Origin of the sequence: Cobetia sp. cqz5-12 (assembly GCF_016495405.1) — a bacterium.
Classification (GTDB): domain Bacteria; phylum Pseudomonadota; class Gammaproteobacteria; order Pseudomonadales; family Halomonadaceae; genus Cobetia.
In genome coordinates this window covers 106275-130358 of record NZ_CP044522.1, presented here as the reverse complement: position 1 = coordinate 130358, position 24084 = coordinate 106275, and the positions used below count along the sequence as shown (strand labels likewise).

21 protein-coding genes and 1 pseudogene are annotated in these 24084 nt (G+C 64.7%); 15 read left to right on the top strand and 7 right to left on the bottom strand.

What is annotated here, in order from left to right; all coding sequences use genetic code 11:
• Nucleotides 1-172: 172 nt before the first annotated feature.
• Nucleotides 173-2650, top strand: coding sequence for a mechanosensitive channel protein (gene ybiO, locus F8A90_RS00590; protein WP_200018418.1), 2478 nt, complete (start codon nucleotides 173-175; stop codon nucleotides 2648-2650).
• Nucleotides 2651-2789: 139 nt separating this feature from the next.
• Here the strand turns inward: ybiO and F8A90_RS00585 are convergent, their stop codons facing one another.
• From F8A90_RS00585 to hemC, 5 genes are all read right to left on the bottom strand, one after another.
• Nucleotides 2790-3374, bottom strand: coding sequence for a DUF2780 domain-containing protein (locus F8A90_RS00585; RefSeq protein WP_166019036.1), 585 nt, complete (start codon nucleotides 3372-3374; stop codon nucleotides 2790-2792).
• Between the two features lie 500 nt (nucleotides 3375-3874).
• Nucleotides 3875-5098, bottom strand: coding sequence for a heme biosynthesis HemY N-terminal domain-containing protein (locus F8A90_RS00580; RefSeq protein WP_043333341.1), 1224 nt, complete (start codon nucleotides 5096-5098; stop codon nucleotides 3875-3877).
• Complete coding sequence (locus F8A90_RS00575) at nucleotides 5095-6681, bottom strand: uroporphyrinogen-III C-methyltransferase (RefSeq protein WP_233593381.1); 1587 nt, start codon at nucleotides 6679-6681, stop codon at nucleotides 5095-5097. The genes F8A90_RS00580 and F8A90_RS00575 overlap by 4 nt, the downstream gene beginning before the upstream one ends.
• Nucleotides 6682-7566 carry a uroporphyrinogen-III synthase gene (locus tag F8A90_RS00570; RefSeq protein ID WP_166019086.1) on the bottom strand — a complete coding sequence of 295 codons (885 nt, stop codon included), beginning with the start codon at nucleotides 7564-7566 and terminating at the stop codon, nucleotides 6682-6684.
• 10 nt (nucleotides 7567-7576) lie between these two features.
• Nucleotides 7577-8524 carry a hydroxymethylbilane synthase gene (gene hemC / locus F8A90_RS00565; protein ID WP_043333340.1) on the bottom strand — a complete coding sequence of 316 codons (948 nt, stop codon included), beginning with the start codon at nucleotides 8522-8524 and terminating at the stop codon, nucleotides 7577-7579.
• Between the two features lie 274 nt (nucleotides 8525-8798).
• On the opposite strand from hemC, the gene argH reads away from it, so the two are divergent.
• The 8 genes and pseudogenes from argH to F8A90_RS00525 all read left to right on the top strand — a co-directional run bounded on the left by argH (nucleotide 8799) and on the right by F8A90_RS00525 (nucleotide 15973).
• Complete coding sequence (gene argH / locus F8A90_RS00560; protein ID WP_166019037.1) at nucleotides 8799-10193, top strand: argininosuccinate lyase; 1395 nt, start codon at nucleotides 8799-8801, stop codon at nucleotides 10191-10193.
• Between the two features lie 91 nt (nucleotides 10194-10284).
• Nucleotides 10285-10419 (top strand): annotated as a pseudogene (gene lptM, locus F8A90_RS17730) (LPS translocon maturation chaperone LptM); the annotation flags it as partial.
• Nucleotides 10420-10557: 138 nt separating this feature from the next.
• Nucleotides 10558-11829 carry a diaminopimelate decarboxylase gene (gene lysA / locus F8A90_RS00550; protein WP_200018414.1) on the top strand — a complete coding sequence of 424 codons (1272 nt, stop codon included), beginning with the start codon at nucleotides 10558-10560 and terminating at the stop codon, nucleotides 11827-11829.
• A complete protein-coding gene (gene dapF, locus F8A90_RS00545; protein WP_200018412.1) occupies nucleotides 11829-12659 on the top strand; it encodes a diaminopimelate epimerase in 831 nt (276 codons plus the stop codon). Before lysA ends, dapF begins: the two co-directional genes overlap by 1 nt.
• An 80-nt stretch (nucleotides 12660-12739) precedes the next feature.
• Nucleotides 12740-13531 carry a DUF484 family protein gene (locus F8A90_RS00540; protein ID WP_200018409.1) on the top strand — a complete coding sequence of 264 codons (792 nt, stop codon included), beginning with the start codon at nucleotides 12740-12742 and terminating at the stop codon, nucleotides 13529-13531.
• Entirely contained in the window at nucleotides 13528-14622 is a 1095-nt protein-coding gene (locus F8A90_RS00535) for a tyrosine recombinase XerC (RefSeq protein WP_200018408.1), read from the top strand. The genes F8A90_RS00540 and F8A90_RS00535 overlap by 4 nt, the downstream gene beginning before the upstream one ends.
• Nucleotides 14619-15338, top strand: coding sequence for an HAD family hydrolase (locus F8A90_RS00530; protein ID WP_200018407.1), 720 nt, complete (start codon nucleotides 14619-14621; stop codon nucleotides 15336-15338). Before F8A90_RS00535 ends, F8A90_RS00530 begins: the two co-directional genes overlap by 4 nt.
• A gap of 224 nt (nucleotides 15339-15562) precedes the next feature.
• Nucleotides 15563-15973 (top strand): hypothetical protein, encoded by a 411-nt coding sequence (locus F8A90_RS00525; protein ID WP_200018406.1) that lies wholly within the window; start codon nucleotides 15563-15565, stop codon nucleotides 15971-15973.
• Between the two features lie 138 nt (nucleotides 15974-16111).
• Here the strand turns inward: F8A90_RS00525 and yihA are convergent, their stop codons facing one another.
• Nucleotides 16112-16801 carry a ribosome biogenesis GTP-binding protein YihA/YsxC gene (gene yihA / locus F8A90_RS00520; RefSeq protein WP_200018404.1) on the bottom strand — a complete coding sequence of 230 codons (690 nt, stop codon included), beginning with the start codon at nucleotides 16799-16801 and terminating at the stop codon, nucleotides 16112-16114.
• Nucleotides 16802-17231: 430 nt separating this feature from the next.
• On the opposite strand from yihA, the gene F8A90_RS00515 reads away from it, so the two are divergent.
• From F8A90_RS00515 to F8A90_RS00490, 6 genes are all read left to right on the top strand, one after another.
• Nucleotides 17232-17858 carry a c-type cytochrome gene (locus F8A90_RS00515; protein ID WP_325096932.1) on the top strand — a complete coding sequence of 209 codons (627 nt, stop codon included), beginning with the start codon at nucleotides 17232-17234 and terminating at the stop codon, nucleotides 17856-17858.
• A gap of 250 nt (nucleotides 17859-18108) precedes the next feature.
• Nucleotides 18109-18753, top strand: coding sequence for a thiol:disulfide interchange protein DsbA/DsbL (locus tag F8A90_RS00510; protein WP_200018402.1), 645 nt, complete (start codon nucleotides 18109-18111; stop codon nucleotides 18751-18753).
• Entirely contained in the window at nucleotides 18753-19583 is an 831-nt protein-coding gene (locus tag F8A90_RS00505) for an endonuclease/exonuclease/phosphatase family protein (protein ID WP_166019045.1), read from the top strand. Before F8A90_RS00510 ends, F8A90_RS00505 begins: the two co-directional genes overlap by 1 nt.
• A gap of 573 nt (nucleotides 19584-20156) precedes the next feature.
• Nucleotides 20157-20726 (top strand): TRAP transporter small permease subunit, encoded by a 570-nt coding sequence (locus tag F8A90_RS00500; protein WP_200018400.1) that lies wholly within the window; start codon nucleotides 20157-20159, stop codon nucleotides 20724-20726.
• On the top strand, nucleotides 20726-22132 hold the full coding sequence (locus tag F8A90_RS00495; protein WP_200018398.1) for a TRAP transporter large permease: 1407 nt from the start codon (nucleotides 20726-20728) through the stop codon (nucleotides 22130-22132). The genes F8A90_RS00500 and F8A90_RS00495 overlap by 1 nt, the downstream gene beginning before the upstream one ends.
• 262 nt (nucleotides 22133-22394) lie before the next feature.
• The gene (locus tag F8A90_RS00490; protein ID WP_233593617.1) at nucleotides 22395-23441 is read left to right on the top strand and encodes a TRAP transporter substrate-binding protein; all 1047 of its coding nucleotides are present in this window, start codon (nucleotides 22395-22397) and stop codon (nucleotides 23439-23441) included.
• 99 nt (nucleotides 23442-23540) lie between these two features.
• Here the strand turns inward: F8A90_RS00490 and dtd are convergent, their stop codons facing one another.
• A complete protein-coding gene (dtd, locus tag F8A90_RS00485) occupies nucleotides 23541-23990 on the bottom strand; it encodes a D-aminoacyl-tRNA deacylase (RefSeq protein ID WP_200018396.1) in 450 nt (149 codons plus the stop codon).
• Between the last annotated feature and the right edge of the window lie 94 nt (nucleotides 23991-24084).

The following is a 24084-nucleotide window of genomic DNA, read 5'->3' as shown; positions in this document are numbered from 1 at the left end:
ATGGACTCTCGCTCGGCGTGCGCGCAGGACGCGCGTGACGCCCCTTCAACATCTACCTGACAGATCCTCGCGTTATCGATGGGACGCTTGCGAGCCTCTGATGCATATCCGGAGCCTGCTCTCGCTTTCTACCCCGACGCCTCACACACTCACCGACATGGAGAAGCCATCTGTGGCGATTCCGACACCCCCGCACTCCCCTCCCGCCCTTGCTGCCTCACGCCAACCGGACTCATGGCTACCTGCCTGGCTGATGTCCGGCATGATGATGCTGTTGATGGTGTTGAGCCTCGGGTTCAGCAGCCTGTCCCATGCCGCCCCGACCGACGATGGCAGCGGCGATGGCAGCGGCGATGGCGCGACATCTTCCTATGAGAGCCTGGCCACGCTGCTGGAAGACCCCAGTCAGCGCGAGGCCCTGATCGAAGGCCTGCGACAGCTGGACAGCAAGGCAAGTGAGCAGGCCGTCGAGGTGGCGGGGGAAGACGTCACCCTGAGCGAGGACTCGCCGTCACTCTCGCGCCAGCTTGCCGAGATCAGCCAGGACCTGGTCGCGGAGCTGTCCGCCACGCTGGACCGGATGATGGAGACACTCAGCGGCATCGGGAGCGAAGACGCCAGCAGTATCGACTGGGAGCACTTCACGACCGAAGCCACCAGTCTGGGACTGGTGGTCATCTCGACCATCGGGCTGTTCCTGATACTGCGTCGGCTGGCCCGTCCGCTCTTCGGGCGCGTCAGCCAGTGGTCACTGGATGGCCAGCATCGCAGCCCGCTGCTGCGCACCCTGCTGGCGGTGCTCATCGCGGCAGTGGTGGACATCGCGGTCATCGGTCTCGCCTTCCTCGGCGGCTATCTGCTCGCCATCTTCGCCTATGGCGAACAGGGCGTGATCGGTCAGCGAGAGTCGATGTTCCTCAACGCCTACCTGGTGATCGAGCTGGTCAAGGCCTTGATGCGCATGCTGTTCTCCTCGGGCTTCAAGGGCCTGCGCCTGTTCCCGATGCGTGATGAGGTCGCACGCTACTGGAATCGCTCGCTGGCGATGCTGGCCGGCTTCATCGGCTATGGCATTCTCGTCGTGGTTCCGATGGTCAACAACAACCTGGCGCCAGCCGTGGGCAGCTTCGTCAACCTGCTGATCATGGCCGTGACACTTGTCTGGGCCATCGTCGTCATCACGCGCAATCGCATCATCTTGCGTGACCGTCTTCTGAATCAGGCACAGGAAACCCGCAACAGCCTGGTCGCGATAGCCCTGCGTATCCTGGCCAGCACCTGGCATCTCTTCGCACTGGCCTACTTCATCACGCTGTTCGTGATCTCGCAGACCACACCGGAAACTGCCCTGCCCTTCATGATGGGGGCGACGCTCAAGACACTGTGTGCCATCGGGGGCGGCTACCTGCTGTCCCAGGTGCTTACCCAGTTGATCGGCAAGCGCATCCAGGTCTCCGACAAGCTGCGCGGTCAGCTGCCGATGCTCGAGAAGCGCCTCAACTCCTACATCCCGACCGCGCTGCGCATCATGCGCGCCATCATCGTCATCGTGGTAATCGGCATGGTGCTGAATGCCTGGCACATCGTGGCACTGGGTGAGTGGCTGGCGACGGATGCCGGTGCCCTGCTGCTGTCACGTATCTTCCATGTGCTGTTCATTCTCGCCTTCGCGGTCGTGATCTGGGTCGGCATCGCCAGCATGATCGAGCACAAGCTCAATCCCGATACCGGCAAGGGCAAGCCGTCCTCACGCGTGGAAACCCTGCTGGCGCTGTTCCGCAATGCCATCGCCATCGCGATGATCGTCTTCACCGCGATGATCGTGCTGTCGGAGATCGGCATCGACATCGCGCCGCTGCTGGCCGGTGCCGGTGTGCTGGGTCTGGCGATCGGTTTCGGCGCCCAGAAAATGGTGCAGGACATCATCACCGGCGTGTTCATCCAGCTGGAGAACGCCATCAACACGGGTGACGTGGTCACCGCCGGCGGCGTGACCGGTACCGCGGAACGCCTGACCATCCGCTCGGTGGGTATCCGCGACCTGTCCGGCACCTTCCATATCGTGCCGTTCTCGTCGGTGGATACCGTCTCCAACTACATGCGTGACTTCGCCTACCATGTCGGCGAATACGGTATCTCCTATCGCGAGAATGTCGACCACGCCATCGTGCACCTGCGTGCGGCCTTCGATGAGCTGCAGGAAGGCAGCTATGGTCCGGAGATTCTCGAGCCGGTCACCATCGCCGGCGTCTCGGCCCTGGCCGACAGCTCGGTCAACATCCGCGTGATGATCAAGACCAGCCCGGGCAACCAGTGGGCCATCGGCCGCGAGTACAACAAGCTCGTGAAGCAGCACTTCGATGCAGCCGGCATCGAGATCCCGTTCCCGCACATGACCATGTACTTCGGTCAGGACAAGGACGGTGGCGCGCCGCCGGCCAACGTGCGCACCATGCAGGCACCGTTCGTGATCGATGGCTCCGCCGCCGGTCAGCCGAAGACCCCCGAGCAGCGCGAGGCCGCCGCCAAGGTTGCCAAGCGTCGCGAGGAGAACCCGCTGACCCGCCATGCCACCAAGGATGGCGAAGTCGTGGATGCCGAGGAACAGCGCATCCGTCAGACCACCCAACCGGATGCCGACGGCGACTGATCAAGCGTAAGCGGTATTCCGACACGGCTGCCTACGAAGGCAGCCGTCCTGAAACGAAAACGCCCCCGAGCCAGTGGCTCGGGGGCGTTTTCATGTGCGGGCATAAAACGCTGCCTCACACCTCATGCGCGAGGCTGGCTCAGGAGCCGGTGCCCCACATGCTGGACAGCGAGCTCAGCAGCGTCGAGCTGACGCCTTCGCCGCCCATGTAGCTGAGCAGCACCGGCGCGAACTGGGAGACCATGCTGCTGTCCATGCCCAGCGCGGAGAAGGCGCTATCCAGAGACGCGCTGTCATCGACATTGCCGACGGTGCTGGCCAAAGCCTTGGCATTGTCGTTGCCGCTCAGGCTCGCCAGGCTGGAGAGCGTGGACAGCGAGCTGCTGCTGGTCAGGCTGGACAGCTGCGGCACTTCGGTGGACAGCTCGGAGGTCGCGCTGGTGCCAAGCTGGGACTGGGCCAGGGCCAGCATGGCAGCAGAGCCACCCAGCGCCTGAGTGGAGGACACACCCAGCTGGGAGGTCAGGCTGGACATCAGGTCGGCTGCCGGCAGGGACTGACCTGTCTGGCTGCTCAGCATGCTGCTGGCGAGGCTCATCATGGAGCTGGACGAGCTGGAGGAGCTGGCGGCGTTGCTGGAAGAGCTGTTACCGGTAGCGGCACAACCGGCCAGTGATACGGCCAGTACAGAGGCGCCCATCAGGGCCAGGGACTTATGCAACATGCAGACTCCATCATCGCTTGGGGAAACGGACCGGACTCGGCCCGTAGATGCACCACGTGCATGGGTGCATCCGACACGCAGAATCATCGCACGGAGGAATCGCTTCCAGCCAGCGCCATACGATCACGCTCTGGCCATGCAGGCCCGGACGCATCGTTGCCGGATCAGCAACGAGAAATCCGGCACCGGCCATGCCCACGCCAATATGCACCCGCCGATACCTCACAGCGGCGTGCTGACAGGAAGTAAGCTTGGGAGAGAATGCCCACAGCGCCCGTCATACGGGCAAAAAGAAGGGCATCCCGTCACACAGCGTGTGAGCCTGGATACCCCGGAGAGAAACCTGCATCACCGGCCGACAACGCGACCGGTGCAATTGGGCAATACCTTTCATCAAACAAGGAAACATCGTGCAAGCCGCCGAGTGTCCTGTCCGCCCGCTCTCATGACGCCTGTCATGCCTTGGTTGGCACGGACTGGCTGGCACTCGGCGCCGCTCCTCAGGCGTTGTCCTTGCTCGGCTGCGGCAGGGCCGGCAGTGAGCGATCCAACAGTTCGACGCTCTGGCGGTAGTAGAGCTGACTCTTGTTGTGCTCGCCAAGGTTGGCGAATAGACGGGCGAGTTCAGCACACACCGTACCGCTCGGACGCTGGCGCTGGCTAGCCTCGAAGTACTCCTGAGCCTTGCCCCAGCTGGCGTTGCGCAGTGCCAGACGGCCCAACGACAGCAGCAGGTCCGGATCATTCGGACGCTCCTGCAGCCACTTCTCGGCATACACCAGCTGACGCGGTGCATCCACGTCCAGCAGGCCGTAGCGCAGCACCAGACGCGAATCCCAGCACTCCTTGAGGGAGTGGCGCAGCAGGCGCTCGGCCAGACCCTCCTGACCACCGGCGATCAGCGCCTCGGCGTAGAGCGCGACCAGATTCACGTCGGTACGCAGGTGATCCGGCATGTCGGCCCACAGATTGCGCACGCGCTCGATGTCTTCCGGATTGCGCGCGGCCTGTTGGATCAGCGCCACATAGGCACGCTGTTCCAGTTCCTTCTTCTCCTCGGGGGAGATGAGGTCCTGCTTATCGAGACGCGGCATCAGACGACGCAGACCATCCCAGTCATTGACCGCCAGATAGGCCTGCTTGAGCAGCTTGAGCACCTGCGGGTGCTCGCCCAGCTGCTTGTCGAGACGCGTCAGGGTCGCCAGCGCCTGTTCATGCTGCTGGCGGTCCAGCATCAGCTGTGCCTGCACCAGCCCCACGGCACTCTCGGAGCCCTGGGTGGACTCATGCGCCCGCTTGAGCAGCGTGTCCGCCTGCTCGAAGCGTCCCTGATAGTGCGCGGCCAGAGCGGCGGACAGGTAGTTGACCAGCGGCGTGCTGGAATCTTCCGCTGAGTGGGTCAGCGACTTCTCGGCCCGCTTCCAGCGGCCTTCGGCCAGCGCCACCAGCCCCCGCACGGTCTTGCGCGTGGCATTGCGATGACGGGTACGGCTGTTCCACACCTTGAGGCGGGAGAACGGATGCGCGAAGCGCGACAGCAGGCGCAGACCGAAGTGCAGCACCACGAAGCCCGCGAACAGCAGGATCAAGCCGAACCAGAAGGAGGTCTGGACCGAGGTATCGCCGACGCGAATCAGCCAGTAGCCCGGGAAGGCCTGCATCAGTTGCCCGAACAGGGCACCGATGGCCAGCCCGATGATGATCAGCAGTATCAGGACTCTCATGCGTTGCCACCCCCTTGCTGGGCGCGACGCTCGATCAGCTCACGCAGCTTGCTCAGAGAGGCGGAGATGTCAGGCAGCTCCGGACGGATGGTCTTGCTCTTGAGCTCTTCCAGCTTGGCGACGGCATTCTGCACGCCATCGGTCTTGGTGTCGTAGTAACCATTGACCAAGGTGATGGCCTTGTCGATGGCGGCCTGGTAGAGCTTCGGCTCTTCCTTGAGCAGCGCCAGCTGCGCCTGCTCCAGCACCAGACGCACGTTCTGACGCAGGTAGGATTCCTGCTCCGGCGTGATCAGGGCTTCCAGGGCCTCGTCATGACGACGCACGGTGACCAGGTCCTTCAGCTCGTTGCCGAAACGGGCCAGCTGCTGCTGCCAACCACCTGTCGGCGCTGCGTCGTTCTCGACCTTGGCGGCGATCTCGGCCACATCCTGCTTGAGCGGCAGACGTGCCAGCTGTTCCTGCTCGGCGAGCAGCGCCAGATAGATACCGCTGCGATCGACGCGCGGCACGCTGTCCAGGCTGGCCAGTTCGGACTGGATGGCCTTGCGCACCGGCAGCAGCGCCGGGTTGTTGGCCGCCGCGATGCGCGCATCGGCGTTCTCGAGCAGCGCATCGGCACCATTCACGTCGCGCTCCAGCTGCAGACGCTGGTTGGCGAGACGCAGCAGGTACTCGGCTTCCGCGTAGTGCCAGTCACGCGCGTCCGTCTGCTGGGACTTGCTGAGCTCCTCGAGCACCTTGTTGAGGGCCTGCTCGGTGTCCTGGCTTTCGCTGGACAGGCGCTTGTCGAGCTCGCTGACGCGGGATTCATTCTTCTCGAGCGTGCTCGACAGGCCATCGACCTTGCTGGAGACCTGGCCGACCTGCTGAGTCACGCTCTCGTTGACCTGCTTGTCGAGGCCCTGGGCATCCGGCAGCGCATTCAGACGCTGCCAGCCGAGCCACGCCAGCACCGCGACCACGATGGCCAGCACGATGACGAGAACCAGCGCGATGCTGCCGGCCTTGCTCTTCTTGCCCTGCGGCTCGCCGGGCGGCGGCGTGCCGGGCGCCGCCGCGCCGGGCGCCGTCGCGCCACCCAGGCCTGCACCACCGGCGCTGGCCGTCTTGCCAGCCGGCGTGGAGGGCTTGCCGGGAGACGCCTTGCTGGAAGAGGCCTTGCCAGCACTCGGCTTGGCGGCAGACGCCTCTTTTGCGGATTCGCTACGTTCCGCAAGCGGCGATTTAGCGCCGGAAGGCGTCGATGCGTTGTCGTCTGAAGTCTGGCTCACGGGCGTGGACTCACTGGCAGTGGAGGATGAGGTTGAAGAGGAGGAGCTGCCCTGCCCCTTGCCACGCCCACGACGATTGCGCCCACCTCGCGAGCGGCGCTCGCGCGGGGCATCAGCCGTGTCGGATGACGAGGAAGAGGACGAACGGGAGGCCTCGGCGCCAGGGCGGCCAGAGGCAGTGTCATCGGCGGAAACGCCGGGAGCGGAAGAAGCATCTGATGCGCGAGCGGCAGCATCCTTGTCGCCCGACTTGCCGGGCGTCATGCCGGCAGAGCCGTTATCTTCCTGATCGTGTTCTCGGTTGCTCATCTACGCTTGCCCTTTTCCGGATTCTTGGGAATCGATGGCCTCACGCGGACCAGGCGCAGTGGCGCCGGTCACTGCATGGCGAGTCTTGCTGAAGGGGGCGCAGGCGCGAAGTACTGCCTGCGTCAGGGCCCCGGGTGAAGCGTCCTCGGCGACCGTCACGCGCTCGAAACCATGAGCGTGTGCCAGTGTAGCCAAACGGTGGCTCGACACGATTAGCGGTTGGTGCAAGGCCTGCGGCGTCACCGACGCCATCACCGTCTCGAGCAGTTCATTGCTGGTCACCACCATTGCATCATACGCGCCCGCCGCCAGACGGCCAGCCTGTTGCGGCGACAAAGCCAACGGAAGGCGTCGATAAAGTGCCAGCCGCGTGACCTGGGCACCCCGTGCCACCAGCGTCTCTTCCAGCAGCGGACGCCCGCCTTCACCGGCCACCAGCAACCAGCGCTGCCCCGCAAGCGCCCTGAGCGACGGCAGCGACAGCAGAGCCTCGCTGGTGGTACCGACCGGCGCATCACGCTCGGCATGCTCACCACGAGTGGCGCGCGGCGGGACACGCACCGGCACGCCCAGCCGCGAATGCAGCACTTCGGCCGTGGCCGCGCCGACGGCATAGAAGCTGACGCCTTCGGGCAGCTGTGGCCACCACTCCTCCAGCCAATCGGCCAGATAGCCGGCGGCCTGGGGCGAGATCACGATCACGCCGCGATACAGATCGACGTCGATGATCGCCTGGCGCGCGGCGGGTTCCAGCGGCAAGGCCTCGAGCGCCATCAGCTTGAGGCACTCCACCGCGCAGCCGGCCTCGCTCAGCATCGCATCGAGAACCGCTCCGCGCGAGCCCGGCCGCGTCGTCAACACCTCAAGACGCGACGCCTTCGCCATTGCTGACACCTCAGCCACGAGCGTCGCCGTAGACCGCCGCCAGAATCTCGCCGGCACCCTGGGAGAGCAGATCTTCGGCGACGGCGACGCCCAGCGCCTCCGGCGCATCGGACGGACCACGCGCTTCGGCGCGCAGGATGACCGTCCCGTCGGGGTTGCCGACCAGGGCGCGCAGCCACAGTTGGCTACCACCTTCCTCGAGCACGGCATAGCCGCCGATCGGCACCTGACAGCCACCTTCCAGGTGCGTGTTCATGGCGCGCTCGGCCAGCACGCAACGACTGGAGTCTTCATGGGCCAGCGGCTCGAGCAGCGCAAGAATCTCCTCGTCTTGCAGGTTGCACTCGATGCCGAGCGCACCCTGACCACAGGCCGGCAGGCAGGTCTCGGCGTCCATCTCGGCGGTGATGCGCGCATCCAGCTCGAGGCGCTGCAGGCCGGAAGTGGCCAGGATGATGGCGTCGAACTCGCCGGCATCCAGCTTGCCGAGACGCGTCTGGACATTGCCGCGCAGGCTCAGCACTTCCAGGTCCGGGCGTGCCGCCTTGGCCTGCAGACCACGGCGCAGACTGGAGGTCCCCAGGCGCGCGCCCTGCGGCAGGGCATCGAAGTTGGCACAGGTGTTGGACACGAAGGCGTCGGTCGGGGCGTGTCGCTCGAGAATCACCGCCAGACCCAGCGACTCCGGGAAATGCATCGGCACGTCCTTCATGGAGTGCACGGCGATATCGGCGCGACCGTCGAGCATCGCCTCTTCCAGCTCCTTCACGAACAGCCCCTTGCCGCCGATCTTGGCCAGCGGGGTGTCGAGAATCTTGTCACCGCGCGTCGACATCGGCACCAGCTCGACGCTCAAGCCAGGATGCAGGGCCTCGAGACGCGCCTTGACGTGTTCGGCCTGCCACAGGGCGAGCAGGCTCTTGCGGGTCGCGATACGCAGAATCTCACGGCGGGGCACGGCATTCTCCTTGCTGGCGCGCAACGCACGCCATCTGATTCGAATTTGTTGAGCAAACATGACTGACGAACAGCGCTGCCCTCTGATGACACTTATCATAAAGCCAGTCACCTCAGGGGGAAAATCCGTGGCACGCTTTCTGCGATCCGCCGGACTGGCTGCGGCCCCTCGCCCACGCGCAGGAGTCTGGTACACTCCAAGGTCAACGATACCGGCTGCGCGACCGTGCACCGGACGCCGAACTCTGGACACGTCACCACAATTCGAGATCCCGATGAGCGAATCTACCAATCAGTCCTGGGGCGGCCGCTTCAGCGAGCCGACCGATGCCTTCGTGGCACGTTTCACCGCCTCCGTCGATTTTGATCAGCGCATGGCGCAGCACGACATCCAGGGCTCCATCGCCCACGCCACCATGCTGGCTGGTGTCGGCGTGCTGAGCGAAGAAGAACGCGACGTCATCATCGCGGGACTGAAGGAAATCAGTGAAGAGATCGCGCGGGGCGAATTCGAGTGGTCCGTGGCACTGGAAGATGTGCACATGAACATCGAGGCACGCCTGACCGCCAAGATCGGCATCACTGGCAAGAAGCTGCACACCGGCCGTTCACGCAACGACCAGGTCGCCACCGACATCCGCCTCTATCTGCGTGACGAGATCGATGCCATCGACGCCGAACTGACGCGTCTGCGCGAAGGCATGCTGGGACTGGCCGAGCAGGAAGCCGACACCATCATGCCGGGCTTCACTCACCTGCAGAGCGCCCAGCCGGTCACCTTCGGTCACCACCTGCTGGCGTGGCAGGAAATGGTCGCCCGCGACCAGGACCGCCTGCGTGACTGCCGCGTACGCATGAACGTGCTGCCGTTGGGCGCCGCGGCACTGGCCGGCACCACCTTCCCCATCGACCGGCACGTCACCAGCGAGCTGCTCGGCTTCGACCGTCCGACCGAGAACAGCCTCGATTCCGTCAGCGATCGTGACTTCGCCATCGAATTCACCAGCTTCGCCAGTCTGCTGATGATGCACCTGTCACGCATGAGCGAAGAACTGGTGCTGTGGACCAGCGCCCAGTTCGACTTCATCGACCTGCCGGACCGCTTCTGCACCGGCTCCTCCATCATGCCGCAGAAGAAGAACCCGGACGTGCCGGAGCTGGTGCGCGGCAAGACCGGCCGTGTCTATGGCCATCTGATGAGCCTTTTGACCCTGATGAAGTCCCAGCCGCTGGCGTACAACAAGGACAATCAGGAAGACAAGGAGCCGCTGTTCGATACCATCGATACCGTGCGCGGCAGCCTGCGTGCCTTCGCCGACATGATCCCGGCGATCCGCGCCAAGTCCGACAACATGTACGCCTCGGCCAGCAAGGGCTTCGCCACCGCGACCGACCTGGCGGACTACCTGGTGCGCAAGGGCGTCGCCTTCCGTGATGCCCACGAGATCGTCGGCAAGTCCGTCGCCTTCGGCATCGAGCAGCAGCGTGACCTGTCCGAGATGACCCTGGAAGAGCTCCAGCAGTTCTCCGACACCATCGAGCAGGACGTCTTCGACGTGCTGACGCTGGAAGGCTCCGTCGCGGCGCGCAATCACATCGGTGGTACCGCGCCGAACCAGGTCCGCGCTGCCGTGCAGCGTGCGCGTGACGCCCTGGCCTCGCGCGCCTGATCATCCTCTTTCGGGCCTGGTCGCCACTCATGCTACCGGGCCCGCATCGCTCTATCGCTTGCTGCCAGGAGGCCGCCCGATGCGTCATCTGATGAGCCAGTCCGCCCGTCATACCCTTCGCACCCTCGCGGCGCTGCTGCTGGGTGCTGGCCTGCTGGCCGGCTGCGGCCAGAAAGGCCCGCTCTATCTGCCGGCGGACGCCGATGCCGGTGGCCAGCGTGCCGAAGCTCCCGCGCCGGCACCTGACGACGCCTCCGGGACAGAGAGCACCGCCGCTGCCGAGACTTCCGACAGCGACGCCTGAGCCCCCTTATTCATCTCCGGCGGGTGATGCCCGCCGGCGCGACATCTTGCAGGCCGGATCATGGATCACTTCGTTTATCAGGATGGCGTGCTGCACGCCGAAGACGTCTCGCTCGTCACGCTCGCCGAGCAGTTCGGTACGCCGTGCTACGTCTACAGCCGTGCCACGCTCGAGCGCCACTTCAAGGCCTATCAGGATGCGCTGGGCGACCACCCGCATCTCATCTGCTATGCCGTGAAGGCCAATTCCAACCTGGCGGTGCTCAACGTGCTGGCACGTCTGGGCGCTGGCTTTGACATCGTCTCCGCCGGTGAGCTGGAGCGTGTCATCAAGGCCGGCGGCGATCCCGCCAAGGTAGTGTTCTCCGGCGTCGCCAAGCAGGCAGGCGAGATGGAGCGTGCGCTGGAGCTGGGCATCAAGTGCTTCAACGTCGAGTCGCTGCCGGAGCTTGAGCGCCTCAACGCCGTCGCAGGCCGTCTCGGGCGCGTCGCGCCGGTGTCACTGCGCATCAATCCCGACGTCGATGCCGGCACTCACCCGTACATCTCCACTGGCCTCAAGGCCAACAAGTTCGGCATTCCGGTCGAACAGGCGCTGGAGGTCTACGAGATCGCCAACGCCATGGAGCACGTGCAGGTGGTCGGTGCCGACTGCCATATCGGCTCCCAGCTGACCGAGCTGGCGCCCTTCCTCGATTCCCTCGAACGCCTGCTGGTCCTGCTGGATCGCCTCCGGGAACGCGGCATCGTCATCGAGCACCTCGACCTCGGCGGCGGACTCGGCGTGCCCTACCAGAACGAGACTCCGCCGGAGCCCTTCGCCTACGCCAGCGCCCTGCTGGAGCGTCTGGCCCGCTATGAGCACGGCAGCGAGATGACGCTGCTGTTCGAACCGGGCCGCTCCATCGCCGCCAACGCCGGCGTGCTGCTGACCCGTGTCGAATACCTCAAGCCCGGTGAAGAGAAGAACTTCGCCATCATCGATGCCGGCATGAATGACCTGATCCGCCCGTCGCTGTACCAGGCGTGGCAGAACATCGTCACCGTCGATACGCGCGAGACGCGCAAGTCCGCCAGCTACGATGTGGTCGGCCCGGTCTGCGAGACCGGTGACTTCCTCGGCAAGGACCGCGAACTGGCCATCGCGCCGGGCGATCTGCTCGCCGTGCGCTCTTCCGGTGCCTACGGCTTCGTGATGGCCTCGAGCTACAACAGCCGCTGCCGTCCTGCCGAGGTGATGGTCGATGGCACCGAGATGCACCTGGTGCGTCGTCGCGAGCGCCTCGAAGAACTGTGGACCGGTGAGCAACTGCTGCCGGAAGGTGATGCCTGATGCTGGTGAACTTCACCAAGATGCACGGACTGGGCAATGACTTCATGGTCATTGACCTGATCTCGCAGCGCAGTCGCCTGCGCGATGCCGATATCCGCCGTCTGGCGGACCGCAACTTCGGCATCGGCTTCGACCAGCTGCTGGTGGTCGAGCCGCCCCGCGACCCGGACATGGACTTCCGCTATCGCATCTACAATGCCGATGGCAGTGAAGTCGAGAACTGCGGCAACGGGGCGCGCTGCTTCGCGCGCTTCGTGCGTGAACAGCGCCTGACCACCAAGCGCGAGATTCGCGTCGAGACGGCCGGCGGCCCGCTGACCCTGGTCGTGGCCGAAGATGGTCGTGTGCGCGTCGACATGGGCGCGCCGCGCTTCGCCCCCGCCGCGCTGCCCTTCGAGGCCGAGGCTGACCTGCCGGTACACACCCTGGATGTCGAGGGCGAGACGCTGGAAATCGGCGTCGTCTCGATGGGCAACCCCCACGCGGTGCTGCTGGTCGAGAGTGTCGAACAGGCCCCCGTGCTGACGCTCGGCCCACTGATCGAGGCGCATCCGCGCTTCGCCAAGCGCGTCAATGCCGGCTTCCTCGAGGTCGTCACGCCCCATGAAGCGCGCCTGCGTGTCCTCGAGCGCGGCGTCGGCGAGACGCTGGCCTGTGGCACCGGCGCCTGTGCAGCGGTCGCTTCCGGCATTCGCCGTGGCCTGCTGGCAAGCCCGGTCAACGTCACGCTGCCCGGCGGCACCCTGAGCATCGAATGGGGTGGCGACGGTCAGCCGGTATTCATGACCGGCCCCGCCGAGACCGTCTTCGAAGGCCGCATCATCCTGTAGATCGCCAGCCCCAGCCGAGTGACGCTGCCGGAAACATGGCCGACAGCGTCCCGCTGCCAACCGTCCGCAAGGAGTCCCACATGGCCGAGTCACCCGCGTCACGTCGCCCGCGCACGCTGGACCCGGATCGGGTCGCCGAATGGCTGGCCACGCATCCCGATTTCTTCGAGGGGCGTGAAGGGTTGCTGCAACGCATGCGGGTGCCACACCCGGAAGCGCGCGGCGGCAGCATCTCGTTGCTGGAGCGGCTGGTGCATGATCTGCGTGGGCGGACCGATCAGGCAGAAGAGCGCCTCGAGGAGCTGTTGACCGCCGCACGCGACAACGAGAGCCGCTATCAGCGTCTGCGTCAGCTGGTGCTGGATCTGCTCGATGCCGAGTCCGATGATGCGCTGGCCGAAACGCTGGCCACGCGTCTCAGCGAGCTGTTCGACATCGCGGCCGTCTGTCTGTGGCAGCGCGATGCCGGTGCTTCGGCACAGCCACCGCGCCAGGCGCTCGATGATGCGCGCGGCGAGCAGTTCGAGCGGCTGCTCGAGGGACGCGCCAGCCGCTGCCTGGCCATGCCGCGCACGCGCTGGGAAGCCCTGCTGCCCGACCATCAATGGCCACTCGGCGCCGAATGCGCAGACCTCGTCGATACCAGTCAGGCCGATGCCACGCGCGGCTCCGCCGTCATCGTGCGCCTGACCCGTGGCGAGTGCCTGGGCTATCTGGTGGTGGCGAGTGCCGATGCCGAGCAGTTCCGTGCCGGACTCGATACCCTGTTTCCCGAGTACCTCGGTGACGTGCTGGCCCGCTGCCTGGGCCGTGATGCCTCGGACCAGGCGCCACTGCGCTCCTCGAGCCGTGACGACCAGGCCAGCCGATGAGCCGCCTCGAGTCGGTCCACGGCGCCTCGGTCATCGACACATCCGCCGATGGCACCTCAGCGAGCAACGCCGAGCGTGTTGCCGCCGAGCAGGCGCTGTCCGCGACCTGTCGGGAATTTCTGGCCGAGCTTGCCCTCGACAGCAGCCACGCGACCGTCAACGCCTACGCGCGTGATCTGCAGGCGTTGACCGCCTTCATGCTGCGCCCCGCAGCGGACAGCAGTGCCGCTCATGCAAAGGACGCGCCGCCCCTGCCGCAGGATTGGCAGACGCTGGACGTACCGACGCTCAGGCGTTTTCTGGGTGCCGAGCGCAGTCGTGGCCTCGCGCCACGCTCATTGGCGCGGCGACGCGCGGCGATCAGCCGTTTCTGTGGCTGGTTGGTCGAGCAGGATGTACTGCCACACAACCCGGCGGGACTGGTGCAGACCCCGCGCCTGCCCGACCACCTGCCACGCCCGGTGGATATCGACAGTCTGGCGCGCTTTCTCGACTGCCCGCATGACGGCACGCCGCTGGCGATCCGCGATCAGGCAATGCTGGAACTGCTCTACGGCGCAGGCTTGCGTCTCTCGGAGCTGGTCAGCCTCGACCTCGTCATGCTGGAAACCCGCCGCCTGCGCGTGCGCGGCAAGGGCGACAAGCCCCGCCAGCTGCCGATCGGCTCACGCGCTCGCCAGGCGCTGGATGCCTGGCTGGTGGTGCGTGGCCAGCTCGCCGCCCAGGACGAGCCGGCACTGTTCGTTGGCCAGCAGGGGCGGCGCCTCGGCCAGCGTGGCGTCCAACTCAGGCTGGTGACGCAGGCGAAAGAACGCGGCCTGCCCGAGCATCTGCATCCGCACCGCCTGCGCCACTCCTTCGCCAGTCATCTGCTTGAATCCAGCGGCGACCTGCGCGCCGTGCAGGAGCTGCTGGGCCATGCCCACCTCTCGACCACCCAGGTCTACACGCGCCTCGACTGGCAGCAACTGGCCAGCGCCTATGATCAGGCCCACCCTCGTGCCCGCCGCCAGCGCGGATCAGAGACGCCAACGTCAGACACCGACGTTGCCTCCCCTATTGATACTCCACTCAAGGATGACACTCTGTGACGCCTGCCAATGCGCCTCGCCTGACGGCCTTGACCTTCGATCTCGATGACACCCTGTGGGCCAATCGCGCGGTGATGGAGCGCGCCGAGGCCGAGCATTACGCCTGGCTGGATGGCGAGATCGGGCATGCCAATGATTTCCCCCTCGAGGAATATACCCGCCGCCGCATGGCGCTGGGGCTGGAGCACCCGCTGCGCCGCGGTGACTTCACCTGGCTGCGCCGCGAGGCCATGCACGCCATGCTGCGCGATGCCGGGCATGATGATGAGCAGGCGGGCCACTGGTCGCGCGCCGCCATCGAGCGCTTCCTGGCGCTGCGCCACGAATTGACGCCCTTCCCGGAAGCCAGCGAGCTGCTCGACTCCCTCGCCCGCGATTACCGCCTTGGTGCCATCACCAACGGCAATGTCGATCTGGCTCGCCTCGCGCTGGACCATCATTTCGAGTTCAGCATCGCCGCCGGCGAATGGCTGGCGCCCAAACCGGATGCGCGCCCCTTCCTCGCCGCCATGGCACGCCTGGGCAGCCGCCCCTCCACCACCCTGCATGTCGGTGATTCCTGGAAGGAAGATGCCTTGCCTGCCACGCGACTGGGCATGCAGGCCGCCTGGATCGACGTCAAGGGCCAGGGAGCCCCGGGCCCCGTCCCGGCAGGCGTACATGTCATCTCGCATGTCCGCGAACTGCCGGCGCTGATTGCACGCCTGAATGACTGAATGACTGAGTGAGTGAGTGACCCACGGCTGAGGCTCAAGGTGTGGCGCGGCTGATGCATCTGGTGTGCCCGATGGCTGAGTGAATTAAAACTTGTACAAAAATGACGCATCAACCATATTTCATGTACAAGTTTTCCAGCGCCGTCGACATTGAACCCTGTCTGGGGTTACTGAGTCTGCGCTGGGAGATGCCTGCCACCTCGACGTCAACAGGAGAGGCCAGCATGAGCACCCACTCACTCCCGCGCTACCGTGTGTCATCTTCCTCTCTCCGGAGGCCGCCCCTGCATGGTGAAGACGAGCAGCGCGCGCCGATCATGACACCCTCGCGACAGACCAGCCGCGCCCTGCTGAAAGGCGTCGCCATCGTGCTGGCATCGGCGTTGCTGGTCATCGTGGCGGTCTACGGTGGACGTGCCAGCCTCGCGACGTTGCAAACCGACGTGCAGGAGGCGCCGGCAGTCTCCCCACAGGAGGCCATGCGCAGCCTGCTCGTCCCCGGCGAGGCCGTGACGATGCCTGAAGTCGTCGAGCCCGCGGCAAAGGCCCCGCATATTCTCTCGGCGCCCAGGGAGACGAGCTCTCTGACCCGCCTTGACCCCATTTCCAGCGCGCCGCGCAGCCTGTTCATGTGAGTGGGCCCCGGGGAAGCGCAAACGCGCAGCTGTGAGTGACAGCGTGCCTGTCGTAACGCAAACGGCCACCCCGAGGGGTGGCCGTTTCGTCATGCAAGGTGGCGCAGTTCGAGGCTTCGCCCAAACCGCCTTGCCTCTTCAGTCGCCGAAGGGGTCCTGCGGTGCCTCATCGCCTGCCATCTCTTCCACGCCGTCCATCACCGACGGGTCCGCCAGCCACTCGTCGAGCTTGGCATGTACCTGCTCCACACCGGAATACTTCAGCGACGAGAACAGCTGCACGGTGACCAGGTCTTCCCACTCCTTGAGCGCGTGACGTACCTTCTGCAGGCTTGCCGCAGCAGGCCCGCGCTTCAGCTTGTCCGCCTTGGTCAGCAGGATATGCACCGGCATCCTGGCCTCGTCGGCCCAGCCCAGCATCATCTGGTCGAATTCGGACAGCGGATGGCGCACATCCATCAGCAGCACCAGCCCCCGCAGCGACTGGCGGTTGCGCAGGTAGTTGGACAGATGTGACTGCCACTCGCGCTTCACCTTGTCCGGCACCTTGGCATAGCCATAGCCGGGCAGATCGACCAGATGGCGGCCCGTTTCACCGATGGTGAAATAGTTGATCAGCTGGGTGCGGCCGGGAGTCTTGGAGGTCCGGGCCAACGCCTTCTGCGAGGTCAGCGCATTGATGGCGCTGGACTTGCCGGCATTGGAGCGACCCGCGAAGGCCACTTCGGCACCCACGTCCGTCGGGCACTGGGCCAGAGTCGCGGCACTGATCAGGAAGCGCGCCTGACGATAATGGAGCTTGGGGGTCGAAGGAGCTGATTCGGCCATGGGAGTTCTGAATACCTGTTGAAGGCGGACGTCTCGCCCGCGCGACATCACGAGAGAGCAGAAGAAACGACCGGTGTAACGAAAAGAGTGCCGCATGCCCTGCCATCGGCGCTGCAACTTGCCGACGACAGCGGGAAGATGCACTGGATTGCTGCGATGACGCGACTGGCGACAGGCACGCTCACGCGCCCTGAGGGGATTCGCTATACTGCCTGCAAGGTCAGCATGGCGATCATGAGGCCTAGTGTACCACCCTGCTCTCACGGGCTGCGAGAGTGGGGTGCACTTCTCACCGCGCGCAGCACGGCGCGGGCACCGGGGAAAAGACAGAGGCCACCATCCACGCCGGATGATACAAGCCCCGAACGGGCCTCTTCGTGAAACAGGGACCAGTGAAATGGATGAGCTGATGAGACCAAGGCAGACCCCCGTGCGCCCCGTGCGTCTGCTGCTGGCACTTGCGGCCACGACGTTGGCCGCCACCTTGCCGACGGGGGCCGCCGCCGAGTCACTGGTCGGCGATGCCGCGGCAGGCAAGGCCAAGGCTGCCGTCTGTGCTGCCTGTCATGGCGCCCAGGGCATCTCGCCGACGCCGGCCTTTCCCCATCTTGCTGGCCAGCAGGCCCACTACCTGCGCAAGCAGACGGCCGACATCCGGGATGGCCGCCGCTCGGTGCCGCAGATGGCCGGTATCGCCGACAACCTGAGCGATCAGGACATCGCCGATATCGCGGCCCATTATGCCGCGCAGCCTGCCAATCGCGGACAGGCCGAGCCAGAGGCCGCCCGTGCAGGCGAGGTACTGTATCGCGCCGGCTCGCTGGAGCGCGGCATCGCGGCCTGCACGGCCTGTCATGGCCCGCGCGGTGAAGGCATCGACTCGGCAGGCTATCCGGCGCTGGCCGGGCAGTTCCCCGCCTATACCGTGACGGCGCTCAAGGCCTTCCGCGATGGCACCCGCGACAACGACCCGAACGCCATCATGAGCAGCATTGCCGCGCGCATGAGTGACAGCGACATGCAGCAAGTGGCCGAATATCTCCACGGCCTGCGCTGAGGCATCTGATCAGCCGGGTGTCGCGTATGACTGACTTGATGACGACCGGCACCAGCACGCCGCCCAGGGGGCGTGATCGAACGGCGTTCATCCAGCGGTCAACCTTGTCACGCTAGGCTGGCCCGACAGTGATCCGCCGTGTCCCGCCCGGCAGTCTCGACAGCAGTGGTGGCTGACACGCATACTCGATGCATCACTAATGTTGCCGGGGATCATGCCCGGGCATGCCTCAATCCGATGGAGATGTTCCATGAAGTGGAAACCCCTACTGACTCTGGTGGCGGGCCTTGGCCTGTCAGCAAGCGTTTTCGCCGCTGAAGCTGGCAAGGACTATCAGGTACTCGACGAGCCGGTGAAGACCGACGCGCCGGCGGGCAATGTCGAAGTGGTCGAAGCGTTCTGGTACGGCTGCCCGCACTGCTACAAGCTGGAATCCAGCCTCGAGCCGTGGGTCGACGAACTGCCGAGTGACGTGACCTTCAACCGTCTGCCGGCCACCATGGGGCAGGACTGGGTCAAGCACGCCTATGCCTTCTATGCCGCCAAGGACCTGGGCATCCTCGACGAGACCCACAAGGCCTTCTTCGATGCCATCCATCAGGACCACCAGCGCCTGACCGATCCGGATGATATCGCCAAGTTCTACAGCGACTACGGCGTCAGCGAAGAAGACGCCAAGAAGTCGCTGACCTCCTTCGGCGTGAAGAGCCAGGTCAATCAGGCTCACGCCCAGATGCGCGCCTACAAGATCATGGGTGTCCCGGCACTGATCGTCGATGGCCGCTATGTCATCTCGCCGAGCACGGCAGGCTCACTGCAGAACATGCTCAAGATCACCGATGAGCTGATCGAGCAGGTGCGTGAAGAGAAAGCCGGCAGCAAGGATGCCGCTTGATGGTAGCGGCTGCTGACCCAGTGGCCGCCAGCGCCGCGGAAGGTGCCGGGCTCGACGAGACGGCACCTCCCCTGCGCCTGCTGACCTTCAACATGCAGGTCGGTATCCATACCGCGGCGTGGCATCACTATGTCACCCGCGGTTGGCAGCATGTGCTGCCACACCCGATGCGCCGCAAGCGTCTGGAGCTGATCGCCGCCGCCATCACGCCCTACGATATCGTCGGGCTGCAGGAGGTGGATGGTGGCAGTTTCCGCTCCGGCAACGTCAATCAGGTCGATTCACTGGCCGAGACGGCCGAATTCCCGCATCGCTATCAGCAGCTCAATCGCAACCTGGGCCGCCTGGCTCAGCACAGCAACGGCCTGCTGTCACGCCTGCCGATCAGCCATCTCGAAGAGCACAGCCTGCCCGGCACCCTGCCGGGACGCGGGGCCATCCATGCCCGCTTCGGCGAGGGCGAACACGCTCTGCATGTCTTCGTGACTCACCTGGCACTCGGTGCCCGCATCCAGCATCGTCAACTGCAGTACCTCGGCGAGCTGATCGCGCCCCTCAAGCATGTCATCGTGATGGGCGACCTCAATTGCACGCTGGCCCAGCTTCGTCAGCACAAGGCGTTCAGCGAGGCACTCGACTCCCGCCCCAGCAAGGCCATCAACAGCTACCCGGCCTGGCAACCACGCCGTGGACTCGACCATATCCTGGTCTCCTCGACGCTGCGTCTGAGCCATCCGACCACGCTGTCGCACCTGTTCTCCGACCATCTGCCGCTTGCGGTAGAAGTCCATCTGCCAGCCGCATGCCGCAAGGCGATCGGGCTCGCCTGACTTTCCGGCGCCTCTCTCAGTCATGCATCTCTGATGCCTGACACTTTGACATCGCTCCCCCGAATGTCGCCCCCTCTACCGCCTGGCTCTCCCGTCTGGCTCTCCCGACCCAAGCTTCCGCCAGCTTCGGCTTGATGCGCATAAAGCGACCCTTCCGCGTCCTTCCTTGAGCGTTCTCATGCATCACTTCCGGCATTTCTTCGCCTATCTCACTGTAAGCAAAGGCAAAAATATCCTGTCAGACCAATGATCCATTTGTTGTTGCGGCGCCGCTCGCTACTCTTTGTCTGCCAATGACGTGGATTAATCGTTGACTTAGCGATGACTGATGGCATGCCGCATCCGAGCGATGTCACTTACAGGGATGAAGCGTGGAATAGCGTTGTTCAAAGCGATGCCATCACGGCTTGCCGCACACCGCGACTGACCACAACATGAGCAACATCTGAATTGGCGAACTTGCCAGCAATCGCTTGCAACACAAGCGCTTGGCAAAGACACAGCAGACGCTGTCGGCAAAGCAACAACAACACCAACAATCATCACCTGCTACCCGCAGGCCAAGGGGACTCCATGTCTGCCAATGCCTCTACCCCCGGCTGGCTCACAGGGCTCGACCGCATGACCGAGGGGCTGGGACGCTGCGTGTCCTGGCTGGTCGTCATCATGATGCTGGTCGAATTCACCATCGTGATGCTGCGCTACGCTTTCAACATCAACAGCATCCCCATGCAGGAATCCGTGATGTACATGCACGCGGCCGTCTTCCTGCTCGCCGCCAGCTACACGCTCAAGCACGACGGCCATGTGCGAGTGGATATCTTCTATCAGCGCATGTCGCACCGCGGGAAGTCGTGGGTCGATCTCGGCGGCACCCTGTTCCTGCTGTTTCCGGTAATGATCTTCATCCTGCTCTCCAGCCTCGGTTACGTGGGCGATTCCTGGGGCATCAAGGAAGCCTCCCCCGAATCCGGCGGCCTGCCGGGCGTCTACCTGCTCAAGACCCTGATTCCGGCCATCGCCATCCTGATGATGCTGCAAGGCGTCGCGGAAGCCGGCCGCCACCTGCTGTTCCTGATGGGCCGCCTGCCCTCTCCGCATGCGAGCGATGACACCCCTGACCACGATGAGGAGCTGGTGTAATGCTCGAGATCATGCCACTGCTGCTGTTCGTGTGTATCTGTATCGTCCTGATGCTGGGCTATCCGGTGGCGCTGTCACTGGCCGGTACCGCGCTTGCCTTTGCCGGACTCGGCATGGGGCTGGATGCGCTGGGCATTACCCAGGGCGTATTCGATGCCAGCTTCCTGTCCGCGATGCCCAACCGCCTCTACGGCACCATGACCAACCAGACTCTGCTGGCCGTGCCATTGTTCGTGTTGATGGGCGTGCTGCTGGAGAAGTCCAAGGTCGCCGAGACGCTGCTCGACGCCATGGCGCTGATGTTCGGCTCGCTGCGTGGCGGGCTGGGGATTTCCGTGACCATCGTCGGCATGCTGCTGGCCGCCTCCACCGGCATCGTCGGCGCGACCGTCGTCACCATGGGCCTGCTGTCACTGCCGACCATGCTCAAGCGTGGCTATGACCCGTCACTCGCCACTGGCGCCATCTGTGCCACCGGCACCCTGGGGCAGATCATTCCGCCATCCATCGCGCTGGTGCTGCTGGGCGACGTGCTGTCTTCCGCCTATCAGCAGGCCCAGCTGTCGATGGGCATCTGGAGCCCGAAGACCGTCTCGGTGGGTGACCTGTTCATCGGCGCGCTGATTCCAGGCCTGATTCTGGTGCTCGCCTATATCGTCTACATCGCCATGGTCGCCTGGCTGAAGCCGGAGAAGGCGCCAGCCGTCGATCGTGATGCGCTGATGGAAGAGCTGGGCCATACCGGCAGCGTCTTCTGGCTGCTGCTGAAGGGCCTGGTGCCACCGATCGTGCTGATCGTCTGTGTACTCGGCTCGATTCTCGGCGGTCTCGCCACCCCCACCGAAGCCTCGGCCGTAGGTGCCTTCGGCGCGCTGATGCTGGCCCTCGCCAACCGCAAGCTGAGCCTGAAGACCCTCACCGAGGTGGTGCGCTCCACGACCAACGTCACCTCGATGGTGTTCCTGATCCTGATCGGTGCCGCGCTGTTCTCGCTGGTGTTCCGCGGTTTCGGCGGTGAAGAGGTCGTCACCGAGATCTTCGAGAACATGCCTGGCGGTGTCATCGGCGCCACCCTGGTGGTGATGCTGGTGATCTTCCTGCTCGGCTTCATCCTCGACTTCATCGAGATCACCTTCGTGGTGGTGCCGATCGTCGGCCCGGTGCTGCTGGCCATGGGCCTCGACCCGATCTGGCTGGGCATCATGATCGCCATCAACCTGCAGACCTCCTTCCTGACACCGCCGTTCGGTTTCGCGCTGTTCTACCTGCGCGGCGTGGCACCCAAGGAAGTCAGCACCAAGCAGATCTACAAGGGTGTCGTGCCGTTCATCCTGATCCAGCTGTGCATGCTGGGGGCCCTGGCTGCATTCCCGGGCCTGGCCACCTGGCTGCCGGCACAGTTCTAGGCCACGGCTGACGAGACAGTACGAGAACAGAACACGGACAGAGCACGGAAAGAACAAATACAGAGCAGCAACTGAATTGGCGGGGGTAGCTCCGCCAGCTGATGGGAGAGCCGCCAGTCGGCTCATGCAGATGCACGGGAGCCGTTCGCGGCCCACCTCTTGCCCAGCGCCGGTCTCTGACCGGTGCACAACAACAATCGGGCACTTCAAGGAGCATGCCATGCAACTCAACAAACTCGCCTTCGGCATCGCCGTCGGCACCATGACCGCCATGGGCACCCTGCCGGCCGTCGCCAATGCCGCCGATACCTACACCTGGAAGATGGTCACCTCGTGGCCGAAGAACTTCCCGGGGGTGGGCCAGGGGCCGGAACGCCTCGCGCGCCTGGTCGATGAGATGTCCGATGGACGCCTCAAGATCAAGGTGTACGGGGCGGGCCAGCTGGTGCCGGGCTTCGAGGTGCTCGATACCGTCTCTTCCGGTACCGCGCAGATCGGCCACTCGGCCTCCTACTACTGGAAAGGCAAGGCGCCGGAAGCCCAGTTCTTCGCCGCCGTGCCCTTCGGCATGACCGCACAGGAAATGAACGCCTGGCTGCATTACGGTGGCGGCCTGGAGCTGTGGAACGAGGTCTATGACAAGTTCGGCGTCGAAGTCATGGCGGGCGGCGCCTCAGGCGTGCAGATGGGCGGCTGGTTCAACAAGGAGATCAACTCGGTCGCCGACCTCGATGGTCTGAAGATGCGTATCCCGGGTCTGGGTGGCGATGTCATGCAGCAGATGGGCGTGGCGACGGTCAGCATGCCGGGCGGCGAGATCTTCACCTCGCTGCAGTCCGGGGCCATCGATGCCACCGAGTGGATCGGTCCGTACAACGACCTGGCCTTCGGTCTCTATCAGGCCGCCAAGTACTACTACTATCCGGGCTGGCACGAGCCGACCGTCACCTTCGAAGCCATCGTCAATGACGACGCCATGGCCGAGCTGCCCAAGGACCTGCAGGCCATCCTGCGTTCCGCGGTACGTGACGTGAACCAGGACATGCTCGACGAGTACACCGCGCGCAACAACGATGCCCTCGAGACACTCCTCAACGAGCACAAGGTCGAGCTGCGCCGCTACCCGCAGGACGTACTCGACAAGGCACGTGAGCTGTCCGGCGAAGTGGTCAAGAAGCTTGGCGACTCCAATGAGCTGGCCGGCCGCATCTACGAGTCCTACACCACCTTCGAAGGCAAGGTCGAGAAGTGGCACGAAGTCTCCGAACAGGCCTTCCTGAACGCACGCAATCCGGAAGGCGTGGAGTAAGACTGCATTACCTGTGCCGCGCTCCCGCGAGGCGGCGCAGTCCTGTCATCCAATGCTTGCAGCCGCCCCCCCGGGGGCGGCTTTTTTGGGTCTGCGCGATCAGCTCTCGAGCAGGAAGGTCACCGGCCCGTCATTGAGCAGCGAGACCTGCATGTTGGCGCCGAAGCGCCCGGTCTCAATTCCCACCCCGAGTTCCCGCCCGCGCTCACGCGCCTTGTCGACCAGATAGGAGAACAGTCGTTCGCCCTCCGCCGGTGGCGCCGCCGAGGAGAAACTGGGGCGCATGCCGCTGCCGGTATCCGCCGCCAGCGTGAACTGCGAGACCAGCAGCAGACTGCCGCCCGCCTGCTGGACGTTGAGGTTCATCTTGTCGTTCTCGTCACCGAAGACGCGGTAATGCAGCAGCTTGTGCAGCAGCTTGTCGGCACGCGCCTCATCATCGCCCTTCTCGACGCCCACCAGTACCAGCAGACCGCCCTCGATGGCGCCGACGCTCTCGTCCTCGACCACGACTTCCGCCCGTGTGACGCGCTGGATCAATGCTCGCATGCCGCTTGCTCCTTCAAGAGATGAATGATGATTCATGACATTTCGTGTTCGGGAGCATACCAGACGCGAACGCCCCGCAGACTGAGCCTGCGGG